A 21,954-nucleotide genomic window follows, 5' to 3' on the forward strand; every position below is an offset into this window, starting at 1 on the left:
CTCGAATCCGGGCTCAGGGCAGGAAGCCGCGTTCGACGTTGGCCGCGATCCGCTGGTAGCCCGACGCGGTGACCCGCACGAACAGATCCAGCAGCTTGGCCTCCCAGCCGATCAGCACACGGCCCTGCCCCTTGCGCACGCCCTCGACGATGGTCTGCGCTGCCATCTCCGGGGTGTGGATGGCCAGCTTCCGGTCGAACATCGACGCGGCCGACTTCGCGTCGATGCCATCGGCGTAGGTGGCGTTGCGCGCGACCGCGGTCTTGATGCCGCCGGGATGCACGCAGGTGACCTTTACCGGGTGCCGCGCGACCAGCATCTCCTGGCGCAGCGACTCGGTGAAGCCGCGCACCGCGAACTTCGCCGCGTTGTAGGCGCTCTGCCCGGGGATCGCGATCAGGCCGAACAGACTCGACACGTTGACGATGTGGCCGTCGCCGGACTCGATGACCATCGGCAGGAACGCCTTGGTGCCGTTGACGACGCCCCAGAAATCGACGTCCATCACGCGCTCGAAGTCCTTGTACTCCGAGCGGAGGACCTCGCCGTGGTGCGCGATGCCCGCATTGTTGTAGACCTGGTGCACCGTGCCGAAGTGCGCTTTCACCGCGTCGGCGTAAAGGATCACCGCTTCGCGCTCGACCACGTTCAGCCGGTCGGACTTGACCTCGGCGCCGAGCTGCTCGCAGCGGCGAACGGTCTCGGCGAGACCGTCGACATCGATGTCCGACAGGGCCAGTTTGGCGCCGCGCCGGGCCAGATTCACCGCCAGCGCGCGACCGATCCCGGAACCCGCTCCGGTGATCACACATACCTTGTTCTTGAAGTAAGCGTCACTGCTCACGATGCCACTGCTTTCAGGTCTGCCGAGGAAATGGATATGTCGTACGCCGCCACGTCGAATGTCTTGGTCAGCCGACGGAATTCGAAGGTGAAGTCCGGCCACAGCGTGGTGTTGTTGCCGTGCTTGTCCAGGTACCAGCTCGAGCACCCGCCGGTCAGCCAGACGCTGTTCGCCAGCTTTCTCTGCAGGTCGGCGTTGTAGGCATCCTGCACGTCGCGGCGCACTTCCACGGTACGCAGGTCGAGGCGGTCGAAGGTAGCCAGCGCGTCGGCGATGTAATTGATCTGCGATTCGATCATGTACACCATCGAGGTGTGCCCGAGGCCGACGTTCGGGCCGAGCAGGAAGAACATATTGGGGAAATTGGCGATCGCGGAGCCCTTGTAGCCCTGCTGGCCGATCTCGTCGAACACCTCCGACAGGGTCCGGCCGTCGCGGCCGGTGATCGTGTTGTAGGTGGGGGAGTCGGTGACGTGGAAGCCGGTCGCCACGATCAGCGCGTCGATCTCGCGCTCGGTGCCGTCCTTCGTGACGATCGAGTTCGCGCGCACCTCGGCGATGCCGTCGGTGACCACGTCGACGTTGGGCCGCGTGAGCGCGGGGTAGTAGTCGTTGGAGATCAGCATGCGCTTGCAGCCGATCCGGAAATTCGGCGTCACCTTCGCGCGCAGTTCGGGATCGCGGATCTCGTGGCGCAGTTTGGCCTTCGCGATCGCCTCGAACAGCTGCATCAGGGCTGGAACCTTGGCCAGACCGACCACCTGGGTCTCGCGCGCGGCGTAGATGGCCGCGCGGGACAGCCGCTGTAGACCGGGGACGTGCTTGAAGGCCAGTCGCTCGGCCGTCGTGTACGGGCGGTCCAGGCGCGGAAGCAACCACGGCGCGGTGCGCTGGTAGACGTCCAGGTGGCCGACCTTCGCGGCGATGGCGGGCACGATCTGGATCGCCGAAGCGCCGGTGCCGATGATGGCGACCCGCTTGCCGGTGAGGTCGGCGTCGTGGTTCCAGCGGGCGGAGTGGAAGATCTCGCCTTCGAACTCGCCGATGCCTTTGATGTCCGGCAGCGCGGGCTCGCACAGCGCGCCGACCGCGGAGATCACCGTATCGGCGGTGAAGCTGCCCTTCGTGGACTCGATCTCCCACCGCGCGGTCTCGTTGTTCCAGCGGGCGCTGGTCACGTCGCAGTCGAAGATGTGCTTGTCGCGCACGTCGTAGCGCTTCGACACGTCCTGGATGTACTGCTGGATCTCGCCCTGGCGGGAGAACGAGCGCGACCAGTTCGGGTTCAGCGCGAACGAGTACGAGTACAGGTGCGAGGGGACGTCGCAGGCCGCGCCGGGGTAGGTGTTGTCGCGCCAGGTGCCGCCGACGTCGCTGCCGCGCTCCAGCACGAGGAAGTCGTCGCGACCCTGCTGGGTCAGCCGGATGGCCAGACCCAGACCCGCGAACCCGCTGCCGATGATGATCGTCCTCGCGTGGCGCGTGGGTCGGCCGGCGACAGCTTTGTCTGTAACCTTGCGACTCATGTAATCCAGCCTACGGTCCTATTGAGCGCGAGTCAACAGTGTATTGACTGGCGTTCAGTAGGATTGGGCGGGTGACGAGAACCCAGGGAGACGCCCCCAAGCGGACGCGGCTGAGTCCCGACGAGCGCCGCGAGCAGCTGATCACTCTGGGCGCGAAGATGCTCGGCGAGCGTTCCATCGAGGACATCTCGGTCAGCGAGATCGCCGCGGCGGCGGGCATCTCGCGCGGCCTGCTGTTCCACTATTTCCCGACCAAGCAGGATTTCCAGCTGGCGATCGTGCACCACGCCAACGCCGAACTGCTCGAGCGCGTCGCCCCGGACCGCTCGCTGGGCCTGTTCGAGATGCTGCGCGACTCGATCGAGCGCTACATCGAGTACGTCACGGAGAATCGGACCTCCTACCTCGCGCTGCTGCGCGGCCCCACCAGCGTCAGCCCCGAGCTGGCCCCGCTGGTGGACCAGACTCGCGACGCCATCATCGGGATCATCCTGGCCGAGACCCCCGTGCCGGTCGCCGAAGCCGACCATCCCCGCCTCATGCTCGCCATGCGCGGCTGGATCGCGTTCGTTGAGGAATCCACGCTCACCTGGCTGCGCTCGGAGCCCATCTCGCGTACGGAGCTGATCGACCTGCTGGTCGAATCGTTGATCGCCATCGCGTTCGCCGTTGACCCGGATCTGGCCGCGGCGCTGCGAGGTTGAGCGGGGCCCGCTCGCGTCAGCCGTGTGCCGATCAGCCGTCCGCCGCGTTGTAGCGGACCAGGTACCCGGCGAGTTTCGCGAGGTCATCGTCGTCCCAGTCGCGGAACCGTTCGGCGAACGCCTCCCGGCGGCGCTGCTCGGCCTCCCGTGCGATCCGCCGCCCGGCGGGGGTGGCGCGCAGGATGTGGTTGCGGCGATTGGCCGGATCGACCTCCCTGGTGAGATACCCGAGCCGTTCCAGCGCCGCCACCTGCCTGCTCACCGTGGATTTGTCCAGCAGGAAGTGTTCGGCCAGTTCGGTGGCAAGGCAGCCGTCGCGTTCGATGACCAGGTCCAGGATGCTCGACGCGACCAGCGGCAGTTCCGGATGCAGTTCGGCGGCTCGGCCACGGGCTCGGCGGGCGAATGCGGTGAGCTCGCGCTGAATGATGTGGATCGCGGTCGAGCGAGTGGGGAATGCCGGAGATTGCCGCATGGTTGTATAGTACAACGAATATAGTTGTATTTACCAACCGTTTGGGGAGTCGTCTCATGCACCAACTACGGCATGTCGCCGCGCATCTGCTCACCCCACTGCTGATGTGCCTCGGCATGGCACTGGCGTATCTGGGCGCGTTCCACCAACCCGAGCCGAACCACATGAAGGTGGCGATCGTGGGTGACGCACCGCAGGTCAAGGTGCTGGCGCAGACGCTGAAGGACCGGGCCGGAGACGCACTGGAGGTGGTCACCCTGCCCGGCCGGGAGGAGGCGGTGCGGCAGTTGCGCGAGCGGACGCTGGCCGGCGCCTATGTGCCGGAATCGCACGAAGCGCTGGTCGCCAAGGCTGGTTCCGACACCACGGCGATGGCTGCCGAGGCCGTCTTCGACCGGATCGCCGCCCAGCAGGGCGCACCGGTCGAGGTCACCGATATCGCTCCGCCGAGCACCGGTGATCCGACCGCGCAGGGCCTGTTCTTCCTGCTGGTGGCATTGAGCATCGGCTCCTACGGCAGCGTCGCGGCGATCGGCGCGGCCGGGGCGGGACTGAGCATGGGCGTTCGCGCATTGCTCGGCCTGGTCACGTCGCTGGCGGTGAGCGTCATCGGACTCGGCGTCGCGGGGCCGGTATTCCATGTGGTCGACCACGACTACGCCGCCGTCTGGGCGATGTCGTGGCTGTATTCGGCCGGGATTCTCGCGGTGGGCATCGGGCTGCACACCTTCTTACGGCGCTGGACCACGCTGACGATGATGGTGCTGTTCGTGATGCTCAACTTCACGACATCGGGCGGCGTGTACGGGCCGTGGCTGCAGAACGATTTCTTCGGCGCGCTGCATTCGTTCTGGAACGGAGCGGGTTTCGTCGAGGGCGCGCGCACCCTGTTGTACTTCGACGGCGGTGCGGGATTCGGCAACCGGGTGTTGAGCTTGGTGCTGTGGCTGGCGGCCGGTGCGGGACTGGTCCTGGTGGCGGGGGGCTACGAACGCAGGCTGCGCGTGGCCGCGCGCACCGAGACGGTCCGCGTCACGGAACACGCGGCCGAGGAAGAGATCGAAGAAGCGGTCGGAGTCTGACGCACCCGAGTGTGGCGCTGCCCACACGCCGTCCTTCGCACGCCCTTGTGCTGCCAATACCCGCCTGCTCCAGTGCCTTTCGATTTTGTGGCGGAAATCCCGGCGCATACCGTTGGGTGGTCGATGGTGTGGGACGGCGATGGAGGCCGCCGATGTTGGTCATCAATGAACGAACGACGGCGCCGCGATCCGAACAGCGCGTGCTCGACTGGATGCGGACCTGGACCGGCCAGTACGTCATTGTGGGACTCGCGATCTCGGGGTGTTACCTACCCGACCGCGAGCGCAAGGACGAAACGCAGGAAGCCGATCTGGTGGTGATCACCCCCAGGGCGGCGGTCGTCGTCGAGGTCAAGGGCACCGTCCCCGAGGCGACGAGCGGCGTCCTGTCGGTGCAGGCCAACGGCCGCTGGCGGCTGTCCGGCTACGCGGGCGACCCGATCCACGTGCGCGACCACGACAGCAGCCCGTTCGATCAGGTGACGAACAACGTCTTCAATCTGAAGGCGCTGGTGCGCAAGCACAATGCCGAAGCCTTCGTCGACGGCCTGATCGTGGTGGTGCCGCCGAGGGATTCGAACCTCACGCTGAACATCGAGTCACGCAGGCGCGGGTGCGCGGTGGTGCTCGGAGCCGGGCAGGCCGATTTGCGAGCGTGGTTCCACCGCACCGCGAGCCGCAAGCTCATCTGGACCGCCGAGCGCACCCATGCCCTGCTGACCGAGTTGAACCTGGGCGATCAGGTCACCGTCGACGACTTGGTGGCGGACGGTTTTCCGCCGGAGCGGAAGTTGCGGGCCGGAACGCTGGCGGCGTTGGACAGCGTCACGCGAAAGGCTCCCGAGCTCGAGGGCCGGGCGTCCGACGAGGGTTCCGACGCGGATGACGTGGCGGCTGGTTCGACGCCTGGAGATGCCGTGCCGGAGCAGCCGGATGCCGGGCCGGAGACAGCGGATGCCGTACCGGAGGCACCGGATGCTGTGCCGGAGGTGCCGGATGCCGTGCCGGAGGTGCCGGATGCCGTCCGGGATCGGGATGTGCCGGAGGTGGTGCCGGATGCCGTTGCGGAGTCGCAGGCTGCCGTTCTGCGGTCGCCGGCTGCCGTTGCGGAGGCCGCGAGCGCTGCCGTATCCGGTTCGACGGAAGCGTCCGGGAACGGGGACGAGCGAGAAGTAGATCGGCAGGTCCCAGAGCCGGATGAGTCACCTGCGTCGCCTGCGCCGAAGGAGACCGACGCCACGGAAACGGGCGAGCGGCACGAGGACTCGGAGCCTGCGCCGTCGACGCGGTCCGGTTCCTCGAGCGCATCGCAAGCCGACCGGTCATCTCGGCCGGACACCGCCCTTCCGGACGGCAGCCACGACCCAGCGTCCGAGCCGCAGCCCGCGCACGCTACGCCTGCGCGAGCATGGGCCGCTGAAGTAGATCCGTTCGCACCGGAATTCCTCGCGCCGGAGCCCGTACCGGCACCTGCCTCGTTGGACACGGCAGCCCATTCCGATCGGTACGCCCGGGAAGAACACCGGTCGGCCTCGTATCGCCCAGAGGCGTTGCCCGATGCCGATGTGTCGGAGCATGACCGGCATGAGTCGCCTCGCTTCGAAGGCAGGCTCGCGGCGAGACCCGCAAGGGAAGGTGACGCCGAGCCGTATGCAGACGAAGCGCAACCATTCGCGACCGGAGCCGCGGCGTCGATACGGCGTGTCCCGGCCGAGCCCACCCCGGCTGAGCCGACCGACGACGAACTCGGTCCTGCCGATGAGCATTTCGACCCGGCTGCGCGCTCGGGTACCGCGCCGTCGTCGTTCACCGACAGTTGGTCGTCGTGGATCGATACCGCCCCCGACCGTCCGCTGCGCCCACGTCCGGTGCAAGCCGCCGTGCCGAGCCGACCCACGTCGTGGTCCACACCCACCCGTGAACCCGAGCCACTGCGCCGTCCCACGCCGACCGCTGTGCTCGAGCGTCGCCCCCGGGTCGCGGTTCGCGAGCAGCTGAGCGCACTGTCCGCGCGCATCCCTGGTCGCGGTTCCGAGAAATCGAAGCCACGCGGCCACCGCTCGCAGCAGATCGCCGCGGTGGCGCTGATCGTGCTCGTCATCGGCACGCTGTGGATACTGGCCGCCTCCTGCTCGACACCCACGGGCGGCGCCGTGCAACCCACCCCGGCACCCGTGCTGACCACCGAGGCAGTCCCGCCACCGCCGACCGTCACGGAAACTCCGGGCCGCATGAACCTGCTGCCGTTGTGCACTCCACGCACCCCCGAATGCTGACGCCGCCGGGCATCGCTCAGGAGTCTCGCGCACTGCGGCTTTGCCACCATCGGGGTCTCACCCTCCGTGCCGGAGGGGGCGGGAAGCGCGTCGCGAGCGCGCCGCTGACGTGTGAGTATCCCGCGAGATAAAGCGCCGAGGTGAAATGGGCAGCTTCATCGAGGAGCCTGCCGTTGGCGGTGACGCGGGTCGACAAGTAGGCCAGCCGTCGACCGCAAAGCCCCCCACCCCCCACCTCTGGCAGTTCACGGCAAGACCCTGAAAGGACGCGCGGGCGTAGAGTGCTCCCAGCGCTCCTCCATATGACTCCCCGCCTGACTTGTGTTCTGGCTGAACCCATTTGACGGAGGAGTGATGTTGACAGCACTGATCTCTGGAAGGACGCGTGTTCACCACCACCGAATCCGAGCTGGACGATCTCTACGCGGCCATTGAGAAATCCGCGCGGCTATGGGACGTGCCGTGCACCCGAGAAGCCGTCTGGCCCACTCTGTCCGCATACGGCGCGATGCTCACGCGCTCCGTGATCTCTCTCCGCGTTGTCACCGACGCCCGCCGCGCGGGAGACCTCGACTACCGCTTCTTGACGCTGCCCAGCGACGTCGACCCTTACGGCATCGCCCTCGCGAACAAACTCCTTCCCGAGACGGATCATTCGATCGGCACCCTGCTCGATCAGGTCCGCGAGCGGTGCCCCATCCACAGTTACGGGATAGACATCGGTGTAGTCGGCGGCTTCAAGAAAATCTGGCCGTTCTTTCCCGCCGATGGCATGCAGAAGGTATCGGAACTCGCCGAACTACCGTCCATGCCGCCCAGTCTCGCCGACCACGCCCGCATGTTCGCGCGTCACGGCTTGGAGGACAAAGTCGGCTTGCTCGGCATCGACTACCACGACAAGACGATGAACGTGTACTTCCCCGGACTGCCCGCCGACTGCTTCGAGCCCCGCGCCATCATGGCGCTGCACCGGGACGCGGGACTCCCGGACCCGAGCGATCAATTCCTCTCGCTCACCGAGAAAGCATTCGATATATACGCCACTATCAGCTGGGAATCGCCCCGCATCGAGCGCCTCTGCTTCCCCGTGATAACACCGGACCCGAGAACGCTTCCGGTTCCGATCGAGCCACGCTTCGAGCACCTCGTCGACGAGGTGCCGATCAACACACCCGACCGCCGCTTCACCTATGCCGCCACCTCGTCACCCGACGGCGAGTCGTACAAATTCAGTTGGTTCTACCAGTGGCAACCCAGAATTCTGGACAGGATGAAGACTTCCGATTCATAGAGCTGTGGGCTGGGCGTGTCAGCTGAAGAGTCCCACTCTGCTGACACAGCCCTTCGATAGCAGTGCCGACCGGAGGAGTTGGACGGCGGCCTCGAACGGGGCGCCCTGCTGATGAAGATGTCGGCGCTGGTTTGCTGGTCCGGGAATCGGTAGACCGGCGTTCGCCTGGGGGCCGGTGACAGGGCTGCCGTGCGGTGGTCTATCCGTCGTGCTCGGACGACTTGTCCGCCGAGCGCCACCATGCTCGTTTCGCAAGCGATTCGGCTTCGTTTGCTGAGTCCCGGCATTGGTTTTCGCCGATGAGGTGCCTGACGCGCAGACCGTGACAGCGACGCGACAGCACAAGAGGCGGTGACGACGAGTTCGTGCATGGATCACCTTCGAATGAGTCGTGCGGTGGGATGACGAATCGAATCAGCAGTCGATCGGCGACGTATCAGGTCAGCCTGTGACCGGTTCCGGGGCGGCGGCTGAGAATTCGCGTCGGCGAGAAAGTTCGGGGAAATCAGGCGCCGCGCCGCACTCCGACGCTGGGCGCGTGGCCGTCGCCGATGCCCTACTGCTGGCCGACGGGTACATGAATCGGCCAGTCCCACCAGCCGCGTGCCAGACGGTGAGTGAGCGAAGGGTTTCGGTGAACAGGCGCGGATCGCGCTGACGGCCGGTGCTTCCACGGCCGTCCGCGGTGAGAGTTCTACCGGGCCGCCCGGTGACATGCGCGCTAGAGCCGTTCGAGGGGACTGCCGGGAGCCGCCGTCGGGTCCGCTCGCGCCGGCGAGCGCAATGCCGATATGGGCGGTGTCCGCCGCGTCAGCACCTGCGTGGTGACACCGGAGGGTCACGTCAAGGCCGTCTGCGACGTGGGAGAGCGCGACTCATCCCACAACAATCATCACTTGTGCGGCGAGGATTCGCGGAGCGGCGCCGTGGGCCTACACGAGGCGACGATCTACCAGGTGCCCCTCGCCCGTTCGCGCGTGAAGCCGGTGGGCTGAACCGTTCTACCTGGAAGCGGCCCGGTGTCGGTTCGTGATCTATCCCTTCGTCTCATCGGTGGCGGGCGAGTTCGCGCGCTGGTAGCCGGGGTGCACGCCCACGTCCAAACCTTGCTGCTCGGCAATACGCCCCAGCAGGGACGCCAACTGATCGCGTTCGGCGGGTGAGAGCGCGGCGGTGAGATCGGCTTCGTGGGTTTGCAGCAACGGCCAGAGTTCCCCCATCAGCTGGTAGGCCGCTGGGGTCGGATGCAGTTCGTGGTTGCGGCGGTCCGTGGTGCTGCGGCGGCGTTCGACGAGGCCTTTGCGGTCGAGGTTGTCGAGGAGGGCGACGACACGGCTGGGCACAACGCCGAGTTCTTCGGCCAAGGCGCGCTGGCTGCGGCCGGGTGACATGGCGATCATGCGCAGCACCCCGATATCGGGGGGAGTCAGACCCAGCGGGGCGATGCGGTCGGTGAATCGCTGGGTGGCGTGCGCGCCGAGCTGGGCGAGCAGGAACGAGACCTGCCGGGTGAGGGCCTGTCGCGGAATCGGGTTGTCACCCGCTTGCTCTCCTGCTGTCACGGAGTTATCGTACACATGCTCAATCGTTCACTATGGTGAATGATTCACTAGTAAGAACGGAATTCTAGGATGGCCACTCCCGTAATCACTTCCACCCCACAGCGGCCGGACGTACCAAAGCTGGGCCCGCCGCCGGGAGTCTTCGCCGCAGCCTCGGCGGCGCTGTTCGTAGCCGGATTGGCCGCGAGCACCGTCGCGGCCGGTGGCGACGTATTTCCCTCCCCGTTCGCCGCGCCGGAAGACGCACTGTTCTACTTCACCGACCACCGCGACGCGGTCCGGCTGGGGGCGACGTTGCAGTTCGCGGCCGCGATTCCCGGTGCCCTGTTCGTCGCCGCTATCACCGCGCGGCTGCGGACGCGGGGCGCGCTCGCCCTCACCGGAGGCGCGCTCGCCACCGGATTCCTGATGCTGTCGGCGGTGGTGACCTGGGTGCTGACCGTGCCGGAGGTCATCGACGCGCCGCACCTGGTGCGCGCTCTGCACACGCTGGCATTCCTCGCGGGCGGCCCGGCGAACGTCGTGTCGACCGGTTTGCTCATCGCGGGAATCGGGTTGCCCGCTCTGAATCTCCGGCCTTGGCTGGCCAGGGTCGGGCTCGTCATCGCCGTCGCCGGACTGGCTACCACCGCGACGCTGATGCGTACCCAGGCCGCCGTTCTGCTGCCGCTGGCCCGCTTCACCGGCATGGCGTGGTTGATCGCCGCCGGCTTTCTCGTCTCGAAATCCGCTGCCGCAGAACGGAATGACCGATGAATTCGCACACCGAGAAGCTCGTCCGATTCCAGCGTCCCGAACGTTCGCTGCCCTACCTCCCCGGTCTCGGCCCCGACCGCGTCGCACCGCTGTTCGGCCTGACTGTCGACGAATACGAGAAGCTGTGCGCCGATCTCGATGAACAGGCGCGCTGGGCGGCGGCAGCCCTGCTCGACGACGCCGCGGTGGCCGCCGCGGTGGACCGGTTGCCGTTTCGAGCCGACCAGCACGTGGTCGCCCTGGGCGAAAGCTCGACCGCCGACCGGCTGTCGTGGTTCGAGATCCTGCGCCACCTGCTCGACCTGCGCCGACCCCACGACGCCATCCGGCTCACCAATCTCGCCGTCTCGGGCGCGACCACGACTCAGACGCTGACACTCGCTGCCGCTCTCGGTTTCCACAACCCCGACTGGGTGGTCTGCCAGCTCGGCGCAAACGACGCCCAGCGCATCGGCGGCGCCGGCGGTCCCCGCCTGGTCGGCCTATCCGAAACCGAGCGCAACCTGCGTATCCTCCGATCCCGCGCACCCCGAGCGGCGCAGTGGCTCTGGCTCACGCCGACCACCGTCGACGAAGCCCGCATCGCCACGTTCGAACCGTTCCGACGAATCGGCATCGCCTGGACCCGAGCCGACATCGCCGACACCGCGACCGTGCTGCACGACCTGGCCGACCTGACCATCGACGTGGAGAACGACACGCTCCCTGACGGCGAGGACCCGTTGCTGCTCGACGACGGTGTCCACGCCACGCTGGCCGGTCAGCAGGCGGTGGCCGCGTCGTTCGTCGCCGCGTTGGCGGAATCGTGAAGGGGTTAGCGGCGTTGTGGGGCCGCGGCGGTGGTCGGGTTGTGAGGGCCGAGCTGGGGCTGGTCGCGGATCGCCGTGATGGTGGAGTCGCGGGGCCGCTGGCTAGCAGGGGTGCCGAGGTTCTGAGGGTCGAGCTGGAGGCGGTCGCGGGTGACCGTGATGGCGGAGTCGCGGGCACGCAGGCAGGTCGCGGCCGTGCTGGTCTTGTGAAGGCGGACGTGGGGGCGTTCGTGGGTCGCCGTGACGGCGGCGTCGTGGGGACGCCGGCCAGTGGCGACTGTGTTGCGGCCGCGAAGGCCGTTGTCTCCGCTGTCGGACGCCGCCGTGCCGGAATGTTGGTCGGCACGGTGTCGGCGCTCGCGTCGGCCGCCGTCCTCGCTGCGGGTCCCTCCGGCGCAGAGGCAGATTCGCGCCCGATAGGCTTCAACGCCCACGCTACGTCCACCTCGGCCGTCATCGACATCGACGCGGGCTCGCTCACCGTCGAAGACGGCGTCCTGCGGATCGCAGCCGACGACGGCCGTGTGCTCGCCACTGCCGAACTCGCTGCCCGCGTAGACGATTTCGTCTTCCCGATCGCCGCCGAGATCACCGACCGCACAGTAGTACTGACCCCGCAACTGGATACCGAACACGCAACCTACCGCCCGGTGTCCCTGCCTTTCGAGGACCAAGCCCCGTGGCGTTCGGAATACGACCGCGAACGCGACGCCTGGACCCGCCTGACCTCCACGATCGCAACCGGCGTCATGATCGGCACACTGGTCGGCGGAATCGGCGGCGCCGCAACGGGCTGCGTCCTCGGCGGCCTGGCCGGAGCAACCATCGCCTCGGCCACGATCATCGGCCTGTTCGGCCCCTTCCTCCCCGCTGCCCTCCTCGGCTGCCTGGGCGGCGTCGTGGCGATAGGCCCCCTCGGCGCCGTCGCGGGCCAACTACTGGTCTCGGCCCCGATCGCGATACTGGCCGCGGTGCAGTACTTCACCACGATCACCGCGCCCATGCCCGCTCGATGACGCCCGGTCGGCACGCCGAACCATGGCGACGTGCCGACTCGGTATTCGAGGGAGTTGGGCGGGCCGATCAGAGCGGCCCGGGTCGCCCCTCGGGGTGTTGTCGTCAGCACGGACGACAGCCGACAGCCCTACGCCCCAGCGACCTGGACCGATGGAAGAGCGGAAAGCTCTACGCACATTGTTCAAGTCCGGTACGCCGTCCGGTGTGACCAGAGTGACGTAGAACGCGTCGGCGATTCACGACGATTTCGCCGTCGATGGGCCATAGCGTGCCGACGACGGGCCGGGTACTGGCGAGCTGGAACACCGACGTCAGATGACGGCTTCGTTCGGAGAGCCGGGCCTTGCCCGGAACGGCGGTTTCGCAGGCGGACCGGTAAGCGAGGGTGTCCCGGCCAGATAGCGGCGTGTTCCGCGCAGGGCGGTCGCCGATCAATTCCCGCCGAGCAATTGGGATCGCCGGCCACTCCAGGTCACCACAAGCTGGTCGCGTGCGCGGCTCGCCGCGACGTACAACAGCGATCTCTCGCGCAGCTTCGCCTCGTCCCGCTCCTCCTCGCACGCCGTGAATGCTTGCCTTCGACGGCACATGGGCTTCGTCGATTCCCGCCAGAATCACCCGCGCGAACTCCATACCCTTCGGGCGGTCGAGCGCGCGGCCGTCACACCCGCCGCCTGCAAGGTCGGCAGTAGGACCCCACGGATGTTCCTCGGATGTCGGCCGACTCGGCGGGTCGGTCGGATACGTCGGCCCGATGACCCCTTGTTCGCCGGTCGGGCACTTTTCGGATGTTAGCCGACCACCGCGCGGGTCGTTCCCGATCGGTGCGGCGAGGTAGCCGAACGTTTCACCGGCGCGGACCCAGCCGGTTCGGGCACTCGGTCGGTAGCGTACTGACAAGCCTGGACTGATCGCTGACCTCACGGTGCCGAATGCGGGGTCTCCGTTAATTCCAGGGGAGGTGCCGGGGTTTGCGTTCCCACAGAAATGGAAGAATATTCGGCGGCCGGTTCGCGCGCCATCGCCCGAGTTCGATACCCCCATCGACGACGGTATTCTGGAAGAATCTTTCGTCGAGCGCGGAAAGCGCTTGGGAAAGCTTGGTCCTGGTTGTGTCCGGCGCGTCTGCCAGTATCTCGGAGAGCGCTGATCTGGAGGACAGATCGTTCAGGTACTCGTCCACCAGATAATATCCGCTCGGCGCCCAGTTCTGCTCCATTCTTCGGACCAGCGACTCCCACATCGAAAACCTGTTCTTCAACCCATAGGTAGGAGTTTTGAGAAGAGTTCGACGCTGCTCGGGAAGTCGCTGGCGTTCAGTGGCCAATCGAGCTTCGTCGACAGCTGCGATGAACACCTCGTCCTGCGGGTCGAGCGTCGCCCACAAATCTTCCGTCCGCTGATCGTAGTTACTCATCCGACTCCCTACTCTGCGAGTAACTTCTTGAAGTACTCATAGCCCTCATCGGGCTGGAAGAATGTACCATTATTGCCCTCCCGGATGATCACCGTGCCGGTTTCTTCATCCCACCAGCCCATGCGTGGTGTGCCATTCGGTGTATCCCTCAATCTATAACCGGGATTCTCGATAGTCTTCTCGATGTACTCCGGCAGGTCGTCGTCATCCACCCCGGGAACGGACCGATGACCTGCGTGTTCCGCGATCCTATCGGCGACCACTTCGGGAGGCAGAGTGAAGCCATCCGGAAATTTTCCCGGTGTGGTACTCGTATCGGGCTTCTTCTCGGGACCGTCATCGTCGATCAGTACCCGCATAGCTATGATGCCGACGAGGCTCGTTATGGTGATGTGGAGGTCGGGTACCTTCTCGAAGGCATTCGTTGCGGCGACGGTTATTCCGGCCGCAGTGGCGACGATCCCGATCGTTCTGAAGAACTTGTGGGATTGGTAGACGGCGCGTATGGCGTTGATGGTTTCTGCTACGGCGGTGGCTATGGCACCGCCGCTGGCGGCGAGGCTGCCGCCGAAGCTGACGGCGGCGAGCGCGGCTCCGACAGCGAGGCTGACGCCGATGGCGATCATCGCGGTATCGATCGCCGATTTGAATTGTGCGCGTGCGTCGACGGTCCCGGCGTGGTACTCGGCGACCGGACCGGCCAGATTGAGAGAGGCCGCGGCCACCTGATCGGCGCCGTCCCGAAGAGTGGTCAGGCGCTCGAGCAGGGGCGGGAGATTCTTCCGGTCCTCTATGTTGTCGAACAGGCCGATGATGGCCGTGATACGTCCCGACGCGCCGGTGATGGTCTCATGGCCTGCGAACGTTTTCCATGTGTTCTCAGCCTTGGCGAGTTTGTTCACGTTCCCGTTGGGGAGTTTTCCGAACGCCTTCTCGATTTCTCCGACAAGTTTGTTGTAGAACGCTTGGACTCCGCCGTCGTGGCGGGTGCCGTCACCGTTGGCACCGACTGAGGTCGGAATCGAGACCGTGTACTGGGAAACCTCCCTGACATCAGGGCGCAGTGGCGGCGGGTTGGAACGGTTCATCAGCCCGTAGTTGTAGCCGGTGGCATACAGGACGTAACCGAAATTGGTCAGGGCGTCCGCGAGATGCGCGCAGGTCTGCATCGTCTGCTGTGCGGCCTGGTCGTATTTCTTGCCCCATTGGTCGCAGCCGGGCGCGTCACCGGCCATACCGGCACATTCGCCTTTGACCGCGTCGTGCACCGGTTTATCGGCTGTGCGCAGGTCGGTAGCCAGATCGTGGCATTTCTTGGCGGCGTCGTAGTACACCTGCCAGTCGAGGTCGAGGTCGTTGCCCACGGCTACTCCTGCGTGAGCATGCGGTGGTTGATATCGATCGCGCGGGTGTAGCGGTCGTGGGCTTGACGGGCGGCGTCGCTCACGTCGCGGATGCCCTCGGCGAATTCTCTTGCGCCAGCCGCCCATTGGCGGTGCGCATCGGCGTATGCCTGGGCAGCAGTGCTTTGCCAGTCGCTGCCCTGCAGAGTGGCGACCCGCTGATCGATCTCGTCGAGGTGGTCGGCGATGAATCCGGCCAGGCCCGCCAAGCGGGCCACGATCTGGTCGAGGTGGTCGAGGTCGACGGAGAACTGTGAACTCACGGCAGTTCCAGGCTGGAAGTGTTCAGGGCTGTAGCTGTGTTCTCGTCACGGGCTTGATAGGTGTCGGCAGTGACGCCGAGCTTCTCGGCCATACCGGTGAGGGCAGCGATGATCTGGCCGCCACCGTCGTGGATTTCGGTCCAGCCATGGCTGAACTCGGTTGCGTAGCCACCGGTCCAGCCGCCGTTGACGAGTGAATCCACATCCTTGGCCGCGGAATCCAATGCCGAGCGCAGGGCCTCGGCCACCTCGTAGACGTATTGCCCGACCTCGCGAACGCTTTCGGGCACCACGGACAGATTCGGGCCGGGTCCCGGATTCCCCCCGTCACTCATGTGCGGAGAGTACCGGGAGCGTGTCGATGGTGTCCATCGACCGAGCTTCAGACGCGAAGGACACCGCACGTCATGACCACACACTTGCTGGTCCTGCGTGCGCCGGTCGGGGCACATTTTTCGGATGTCAGCCGACGGCCCCGCGGTCGTTCGTGATCGGTGCCGAAATAGCCGCGCTGGTCGAACGGCCGGAAACCTCCTCGGCGCCCGCGTCGACAAGCGCCGCGAGGAGGCAACTGATGGTTGTTCGTATGCGTCTAATGGCTATGGGGCTGGCCGCTGGTGCGGCGCTGCTCACTGTCGGCGGAGTCGCTGAGTCCAGCGCTGCTGTCCCTGCCGCGGGCCCGGTAGCTGAGCCTTACGTCATCGAATGTTTGGAGGGAACTCCCGGGCCGGCCCGTTGGAGTGAAGGTCGGCATGGTCGGTGTCCGAGATTCGAAGGACGCCAGCGGCCCGGCGCTCGTCTTTACCCCTGCCGCATGGGATGAATTCACCGCAGCAGTGCGGTGTGGGGGCTTTGAACTCGCCTGATTCGGGATCGGGCCCGCGCTCCTGATTCCAGGAGCGCGTAGCTGTAGACCGCCACCTCGTTAGTCGCCGCGTTGGCGGAGGAAGGTCGGTTGTAGCCTGGTCGGCTGTGACGGCACCGAGTCAGACGGTGTAGAACGCTGTGTTCTCCGCGAGCACCTTCCGCGCTGAGTCGAGATCGGCGAGTCGCGCGGACACAGTCGCCGTTGCGGCCTCGCTCGGAAGGACGTCGGAGAACTTCAGTCCGTGGGCAGCGCGCTCGTCGACCTGTGGCAACTCGAGGGTCGGCAGGAGCGCGCAGCGCTCGGCCAGTGCACTTCGCCACATGTCGACCGTCAGGTCCGGTCGCAGCCGGATGCTGAAGTCGTTCGGCCGCTGACTCGGATAGACGATGTCGGGAAGCGACGCGGCCAACGTGGCATTGGCTCGGAACCCAGCCCAGGTCCACCAGTGAACTCTCTCCCCGTCCCGGTGAACGATCGTGGCATCCGCGCGGGCATTGCCGGTCCCTTCGGTTGCGCGGATGTCGGTCAGCTGGGTCCTGGCCCGACGAGTCAACTCGACCGGCGGATCCGCACCGAGGTGCACATCGCGCATCGCGCGCACGAGCTCGAACGACAAGCCTCGAAGGCCCAGATTCGACCACTTCGCCACGCCTCCGGTCTCAGCCGGCTCCACGAAGGCGCGACGCCGGCTCCAGTCGATGTAGGTGACCCGCCAGCTGCGCCCGGCAAGCAGCAATAGCCGCGGGCCGGGGTTGTCGTCTGTGAGCACGGATGGGTCGGTGTGGCCGATCTCCTGCCGTCCGGCGAGGACAGTGAACTGCGGTGGTGCTGTGAACGACGCCGTGAGGTCGAGGAAATGCCGACGTCCGAAACGCTTTTCGGCGACCGGGCCCATGTGGAGGAGACCGCTGTCCTGGTCCAGATATCCCTGAGCGAGCAGATGGCGCAGTATCGGCAGCGCAGATCCGTCGAAGGGAGCCAGATCGTTCCACTCGTGTGTCCAGAGACGGTCGCCGATGCTGTGGTGCTGCAATGTGATGGCCAGCAATTGCTGAGCAACAAGGTGGCGTGGTTCGGGCGGAGCAGTGATCGGTTCGACCCAACCGCGACCCCACAGCAGTAGCAGCCCTGCGGCTTGGACAAGAGCATCGTCGGTGGTGGCCAGGAGCAAACAGTTGCGGGTGCTGTCGGCGCGGCGACCGGTGCGTCCGATTCGCTGCAGGAAGGATGCGACCGTTGTGGGCGAGTCGATCTGGATCACCCGGTCGAGGTCGCCGACGTCGATACCGAGCTCGAGGGTGGACGTAGAGACGATCACGCAGTCCCTTGCCTCGGCGAATGCCTGTTCGGCGCGTGTACGTTCGTCGACGGAGAGCGACGAATGGGAGAGGAACACCGTCACCTCCCGCTCCCGTAGCGCGGCTCCCAAGTGTTCGACTTGCCGTCGGGAGTCGCAGAAGACCAAGCGCTTCTCGCCCCGATGCAATGCCGCGATCACTTTGGCGGCGTTGTCGAGTGAGCCGACATAATCGAGCTCGACTTCCCCCGGCGGGGGAGCGGCGCTCTTCGCCCCAAGCGACACGGTGACGCCCGGCGCGACTACTCGACCCGGGCGGATGCCGGCCCCTGACCCCTGTAGCCAGCTGAGTAGATCGTTCGGGTTGCCGACCGTGGCCGATAGGCCGACGCGCTGGATCGGGCGCCCGGCCACACGCTGCAGACGTTCCAGCACAGCTAGCAAATGCCAACCGCGGTCGTCACCGGCGAAAGCATGGACCTCGTCCACGACGACCGCGCGGACATTGCGGAGCAATTCGTTGTGATCGGTCTTCGTGCCGATCAGCATGGCTTCCAACGACTCCGGCGTCGTCAGCAGGATGTCGGGGTGTTCGCGCCGGATGCGATCTCGTTTGGAGTTCGTGACGTCACCGTGCCACAGCGCGGCGCGCCTGCCCAGCCACTGCGCGTATGCATCTATCCGCGTGACGAGGTTGTTCAGCAGTGCCTTCAGCGGGCACAGGTACAGCACTGAAATGCCGGTCCAGTGTCGCTGCTCCATGGCGCTCAGCAAGGGAAAGCAGGCCGCCTCGGTCTTTCCGCCCGCTGTCGGCGCGAGGAGAACGGCGTCCTCGCCATCGATGAGCGGTGCGATAGCGTCCTGTTGAAGTGGCCGCAGGCCCGGCCAGCCCAGTGTGTTGACAATGTGGTGGATCACCACGGGATGGAGGCGATCCCAGGGTTCGTCGGTCACAGTTCCAGGTCGACGTCGTCGGCACGCACGAGATTGCGCTCGGCGTCGGTTAGCTCGGAGGTGCTGACGGTGAGCTTGTAGTGCTGTCGGGGATCGAAGTCAGGGAATTGGTCGATACGGTCGAGGACGTCGCCGACGAGTTTCTTGAGGAACAGCCGGGGCGCGACGCCGACCTTGCCGCCGAGAGTACCGCCGACCGCCCTGGCGAGGTCGGTGATATAGGCGTCGTCAGCGGCGGCACGGATTCTTTCGGGGTGCTCGCTACCGTCGGCATACAGATCGCGGATGGTGCTACCCAGTGCTGCGAGCGAATCCATGGTGAACCCGGGCAAGCGAATCTGCACGGCACGAGGGTTGTCGAAGCGCAGGTCGGTGGTGAAATCCGTCGCGAGGCGCTGCGCCAGCGGCGCCAGGCGCTGCACGCCCTGCTGGCCGTCGTAGAACGCGGGCGTGCCGGTGATGAGCAGATACAACCCGGGGAACCGGCCGGAGTAGATCTCGTCGATGAGCTGACGCAGCGCATTGAGGGCTTTGTCCCTGGCATCGGACCGCACTCGCTGCAGGGTCTCCACCTCGTCGAGTACGAGCAGCAGACCGCGATGACCGCTGTCGCGCAGCGCGGTGAGCAGACCTTGGAGGAATCCGAATGCGCCGAAATGGTCGAGTTCGCCGCGCACCCCCGCGGCCCGCCTTGCCGCGGCAGCCACGTTGGGCTGTCCGCCCAGCCAGGCGAGGATCGCGGCGGCGGTCGCCTCATCACCATCGACCAGTGCCGTGCGGTATCCGCGCAGCGCCGTCGCGAAGGACGGCGCGTGCCGGGAGACCTCGATCAACCGGGCGGTCATGAGTTCGTCGACGGCACTGATCAGCGAGTCGTCGTCGGCACCGGCCGCCAGAGCGTCTTCCTCGAGCGCATAGAACCACGCGTCGACAACCGAGCGAAGCGCACTCGGCGGAAAGCTCGACGTCGTGAGTCGCTCGGTGAGCCGCCGATACACCGTCTCCAGCTTGTGCAACGGTGTCTCGGTCTCGGATATCTGAACCTCCGACACGGCGAAGTTGCGCCGCTTCGCCCGCTCGCCCAGCCATCGCGAAAAGAACGTCTTACCTGATCCGTACTCGCCGCGGACCGCTTTGAACACCGACCCGCCGGACTCGACCGCGTCCAGCTCCGCGTCGAGGGCAGCCTCGAATCGGTCGAGCCCGGTCGCGAGCAGGTCCAGTCCGCTCTCCGGCACTGCGCCGCGCCGCAGCGCATCGATGACCGCGCGCCGCCGGGCCGCGCTGACCTGGGTTGGCTGGCTACTCACGTGGACAGTCTCGCATGGGCAGAGGGCGTGCCGATTCGAGGAGTTTGCAGCCCGAAGCCCCGCGAACCTCCGCGATACGCATCGAGGCGCGGGGCGTCATGCTGATCGTGCGGATACGCGGCTGTCAACTGCCCTTCGCGGCCAGCCTGACTACTGCGGTGGTGTTTGTCCAAGACGACGGTACCGGCATTGCATCGACGCTGTGTGCGTCGCCAGCGGCGGAACTGGTGGGCTGCCCCCTCCCGTGCGAACGGTCCGCCGCTCGCTCGCTGACGCGTGCAGGCGCCTCACCGCTCACGAATACCGGTATGGCGTCCAGTTCTCTGACGCTTTCGGCGGCCTGCGATGTCGGTGGTCAACCTGGCTCAGGCGGGACGAGTGCCGCTCCGAGTGAGTTCTGCCGAGTTTTCTCGAATTGGTTGGAACCGATCCGGCTCGACCGACGTCTCAATCTGATGACGGGACAGGAAGCAGGCGGGACCATCTCGCCAGCAACCCGGCTGCCAAGCACGGCGGCGGGGAGTGAGTCGGATAAGCGAATCAGTTTTTACAGGCATGATTCGCTGCAAACGGGAGGGAAATCGATGACGGTATTGTTGCGGCGGTCGCAGATTCAGCATGAGCGCATGCCTTCGGCGCTGCTTCGTGTCCTGCGGGGGCTCTTTGTGATCGTGGCGCTGACGGTGCCGATGTCGGCGGGCGTCGCTGTCGCCGAAGGGCCCGGTACTGGCCTGGTGTTCATGGCGAGGACTGAGTATCTCGCGAGGTGGGGCACGCCCCAGGAGAGCAAGACGCGTTCCGCCGAGGTCGTTGCGGTGGCGTGGCCTATGCGGCAGAACCGAAGTGACTGGTCGACGATCCTGTGGGACGAAAGCGATCTGCGCGGGGTGAGCACTCCGGTGCGAATCGGCAACGAGGCCGATCTTGGATGGGAGCATTACGCGGGTCGGCACAACCTGACATCCCGTACTCCGATCCATGCCGCGTTCCAAACCCACAAGCCCGACAAGGACTTGGGTGCCCGCCAGGAGTACATCTCTTACGCCGTGGATCCCAGAGGGAAGATCCACATCACCATCCGGGTCATCGTGCAGGCCGCGACACGCACCGACGACCGCCGTTACACCACAGGCGACGGCAAGAACATCGGCGTCATCACTGCCTATTGCGAGGGCTACGATCGGTGTCCGGACTGGGTCAACAAGGTCTAGCCTCCTAACGAGTCGACACTTGGAAAGAAGCCAATGACGACCGGCACCGCCGACGCGAAGTTCGATTTCCTGCTATGCAGCACGATCCCGCTCGTGCTCGCTCCGCCTGGTCCGTTGCCTCCCACGGGAGCGCGGGTGCGTGGTGTCGTGCGCGCCGATGCGACACACGCGCGAATAGCGCTGTCCACCGCCACAGACCTGTCCAACGCGGTTGCGGTGGAGTTCGACCTCACCGCAGAGGGCACTGGATTGGACGTAGACGCAGCAGTGGACCATATGCGCTTCACCGTTGCGTCGACGCTCGCCGATATACAACGCACTCACCAGCACCATCCGCGTGACAGCCACGGCAACATCGTGGTCGCGGCATCCGAAACCGGCTTCGACAACACCGCCGTGTCCGTCTACCCTGACCAGCGCCTGTTCAGCCTGTTCAGCATCTTCGTCCACGGCGGCGGAGTCCCATGGTTCGAGGACCTGTACACCTTCGCCGGATTCATGTTCACCAATGCCCGGGTGTGCCGGATTTATTTGCGGGTGACTGCCACGGGAGTCACCTACGGAATCGATCTGCCGCTCATCGGGGCCGACGGCCGCCCGATGGTCGGCTCCAACCTGCCACAAGAGCTCGCGCCGCTGGTCCGCAACGGTGACCTCGCCACACGACGAGTCCTCGACGACACCGACAACTACTGCACGGCCGTTGTCGACCTGGGCGCCTGGCTGGGCCCGGCACGCACCGGCACCCCCGAAACTGCCGAGGGACAATCGGCACCTCCGGAACCAACCGCCCCGTGGACCTGGATGAGTAACGAATCCAGCCCCCCGCGCCAATAGCTCATCAACGCGGGTACACCCTGGCCTCGACCGCTCTTGTGATCGTCAGCGG

General features: G+C 66.1%; 20 protein-coding genes and 1 pseudogene. 10 read left to right on the plus strand and 11 right to left on the minus strand.

All coding sequences use genetic code 11. The annotated features are described in order from the left end of the window. Window positions 1–13 precede the first annotated feature (13 nt). Complete coding sequence (locus NB3_RS17735) at window positions 14–844, minus strand: SDR family NAD(P)-dependent oxidoreductase (RefSeq protein WP_067804256.1); 831 nt, start codon at window positions 842–844, stop codon at window positions 14–16. Continuing rightward, entirely contained in the window at window positions 841–2,370 is a 1,530-nt protein-coding gene (locus NB3_RS17740) for a flavin-containing monooxygenase (RefSeq protein ID WP_067804259.1), read from the minus strand. Before NB3_RS17740 ends, NB3_RS17735 begins: the two co-directional genes overlap by 4 nt. A gap of 71 nt (window positions 2,371–2,441) precedes the next feature. Between NB3_RS17740 and NB3_RS17745 the strand changes: the two genes are divergently transcribed. After that, window positions 2,442–3,074 carry a TetR/AcrR family transcriptional regulator gene (locus NB3_RS17745; RefSeq protein ID WP_067804262.1) on the plus strand — a complete coding sequence of 211 codons (633 nt, stop codon included), beginning with the start codon at window positions 2,442–2,444 and terminating at the stop codon, window positions 3,072–3,074. Window positions 3,075–3,105: 31 nt separating this feature from the next. Here NB3_RS17745 and NB3_RS17750 read toward each other — a convergent pair whose 3' ends face one another. Beyond that, complete coding sequence (locus NB3_RS17750) at window positions 3,106–3,549, minus strand: MarR family winged helix-turn-helix transcriptional regulator (RefSeq protein WP_067804265.1); 444 nt, start codon at window positions 3,547–3,549, stop codon at window positions 3,106–3,108. Between the two features lie 56 nt (window positions 3,550–3,605). On the opposite strand from NB3_RS17750, the gene NB3_RS17755 reads away from it, so the two are divergent. The 3 genes from NB3_RS17755 to NB3_RS17765 all read left to right on the plus strand — a co-directional run bounded on the left by NB3_RS17755 (window position 3,606) and on the right by NB3_RS17765 (window position 8,198). Continuing rightward, window positions 3,606–4,631, plus strand: a complete 1,026-nt coding sequence (locus NB3_RS17755; protein WP_067804269.1) for a hypothetical protein — start codon at window positions 3,606–3,608, stop codon at window positions 4,629–4,631. 152 nt (window positions 4,632–4,783) lie between these two features. Then, window positions 4,784–6,907, plus strand: coding sequence for a nuclease-related domain-containing protein (locus NB3_RS17760; RefSeq protein ID WP_067804272.1), 2,124 nt, complete (start codon window positions 4,784–4,786; stop codon window positions 6,905–6,907). 385 nt (window positions 6,908–7,292) lie between these two features. Beyond that, window positions 7,293–8,198: an aromatic prenyltransferase gene (locus NB3_RS17765; RefSeq protein ID WP_067804275.1), complete on the plus strand. Its 906-nt coding sequence runs from the start codon at window positions 7,293–7,295 to the stop codon at window positions 8,196–8,198. A 1,034-nt stretch (window positions 8,199–9,232) separates the two neighbouring features. Here the strand turns inward: NB3_RS17765 and NB3_RS17775 are convergent. Further along, window positions 9,233–9,760, minus strand: a complete 528-nt coding sequence (locus tag NB3_RS17775; RefSeq protein ID WP_244891949.1) for a MarR family winged helix-turn-helix transcriptional regulator — start codon at window positions 9,758–9,760, stop codon at window positions 9,233–9,235. A 69-nt stretch (window positions 9,761–9,829) separates the two neighbouring features. Here NB3_RS17775 and NB3_RS17780 point away from each other — a divergent pair, with 69 nt between their 5' ends. From NB3_RS17780 to NB3_RS17790, 3 genes are all read left to right on the plus strand, one after another. Beyond that, window positions 9,830–10,516 carry a hypothetical protein gene (locus NB3_RS17780; RefSeq protein ID WP_067804281.1) on the plus strand — a complete coding sequence of 229 codons (687 nt, stop codon included), beginning with the start codon at window positions 9,830–9,832 and terminating at the stop codon, window positions 10,514–10,516. Beyond that, the gene (locus tag NB3_RS17785; RefSeq protein ID WP_067804282.1) at window positions 10,513–11,325 is read left to right on the plus strand and encodes an SGNH/GDSL hydrolase family protein; all 813 of its coding nucleotides are present in this window, start codon (window positions 10,513–10,515) and stop codon (window positions 11,323–11,325) included. Before NB3_RS17780 ends, NB3_RS17785 begins: the two co-directional genes overlap by 4 nt. A gap of 332 nt (window positions 11,326–11,657) precedes the next feature. Further along, window positions 11,658–12,341, plus strand: a complete 684-nt coding sequence (locus NB3_RS17790; protein ID WP_067804286.1) for a DUF8020 domain-containing protein — start codon at window positions 11,658–11,660, stop codon at window positions 12,339–12,341. A 432-nt stretch (window positions 12,342–12,773) separates the two neighbouring features. Here NB3_RS17790 and NB3_RS36205 read toward each other — a convergent pair. The 5 genes and pseudogenes from NB3_RS36205 to NB3_RS17810 form a co-directional block, all read right to left on the minus strand. Continuing rightward, window positions 12,774–12,993, minus strand: a pseudogene (locus NB3_RS36205) (3'-5' exonuclease); the annotation flags it as partial. A gap of 295 nt (window positions 12,994–13,288) precedes the next feature. Next, on the minus strand, window positions 13,289–13,759 hold the full coding sequence (locus NB3_RS35085) for a hypothetical protein (RefSeq protein WP_157111841.1): 471 nt from the start codon (window positions 13,757–13,759) through the stop codon (window positions 13,289–13,291). Between the two features lie 8 nt (window positions 13,760–13,767). Further along, window positions 13,768–15,123 carry a hypothetical protein gene (locus NB3_RS17800; protein WP_067804293.1) on the minus strand — a complete coding sequence of 452 codons (1,356 nt, stop codon included), beginning with the start codon at window positions 15,121–15,123 and terminating at the stop codon, window positions 13,768–13,770. Between the two features lie 2 nt (window positions 15,124–15,125). Then, window positions 15,126–15,425, minus strand: a complete 300-nt coding sequence (locus NB3_RS17805; RefSeq protein ID WP_067804295.1) for a WXG100 family type VII secretion target — start codon at window positions 15,423–15,425, stop codon at window positions 15,126–15,128. After that, a complete protein-coding gene (locus NB3_RS17810; protein ID WP_067804297.1) occupies window positions 15,422–15,760 on the minus strand; it encodes an ESX-1 secretion-associated protein in 339 nt (112 codons plus the stop codon). The genes NB3_RS17805 and NB3_RS17810 overlap by 4 nt, the downstream gene beginning before the upstream one ends. Window positions 15,761–16,177: 417 nt before the next feature. Here NB3_RS17810 and NB3_RS34200 point away from each other — a divergent pair, with 417 nt between their 5' ends. After that, window positions 16,178–16,291 carry a DUF397 domain-containing protein gene (locus NB3_RS34200; protein ID WP_084823460.1) on the plus strand — a complete coding sequence of 38 codons (114 nt, stop codon included), beginning with the start codon at window positions 16,178–16,180 and terminating at the stop codon, window positions 16,289–16,291. A gap of 120 nt (window positions 16,292–16,411) precedes the next feature. On the opposite strand, the gene NB3_RS17815 is transcribed toward NB3_RS34200, so the two are convergent. Together NB3_RS17815 and brxD are read right to left on the minus strand one after the other, a co-directional pair. After that, complete coding sequence (locus NB3_RS17815) at window positions 16,412–18,544, minus strand: DEAD/DEAH box helicase (RefSeq protein ID WP_067804299.1); 2,133 nt, start codon at window positions 18,542–18,544, stop codon at window positions 16,412–16,414. Next, the gene (gene brxD, locus NB3_RS17820) at window positions 18,541–19,854 is read right to left on the minus strand and encodes a BREX system ATP-binding protein BrxD (protein ID WP_067804301.1); all 1,314 of its coding nucleotides are present in this window, start codon (window positions 19,852–19,854) and stop codon (window positions 18,541–18,543) included. Before brxD ends, NB3_RS17815 begins: the two co-directional genes overlap by 4 nt. A 98-nt stretch (window positions 19,855–19,952) precedes the next feature. On the opposite strand from brxD, the gene NB3_RS35090 reads away from it, so the two are divergent. Together NB3_RS35090 and NB3_RS17830 are read left to right on the plus strand one after the other, a co-directional pair. After that, the gene (locus tag NB3_RS35090; protein ID WP_157111842.1) at window positions 19,953–21,065 is read left to right on the plus strand and encodes a hypothetical protein; all 1,113 of its coding nucleotides are present in this window, start codon (window positions 19,953–19,955) and stop codon (window positions 21,063–21,065) included. A gap of 33 nt (window positions 21,066–21,098) precedes the next feature. Beyond that, complete coding sequence (locus tag NB3_RS17830) at window positions 21,099–21,902, plus strand: hypothetical protein (protein WP_067804304.1); 804 nt, start codon at window positions 21,099–21,101, stop codon at window positions 21,900–21,902. Window positions 21,903–21,954 lie beyond the last annotated feature (52 nt).

This window comes from Nocardia beijingensis NBRC 16342, assembly GCF_001612785.1.
In the GTDB taxonomy this organism is placed as follows: Bacteria; Actinomycetota; Actinomycetes; order Mycobacteriales; family Mycobacteriaceae; genus Nocardia; species Nocardia beijingensis.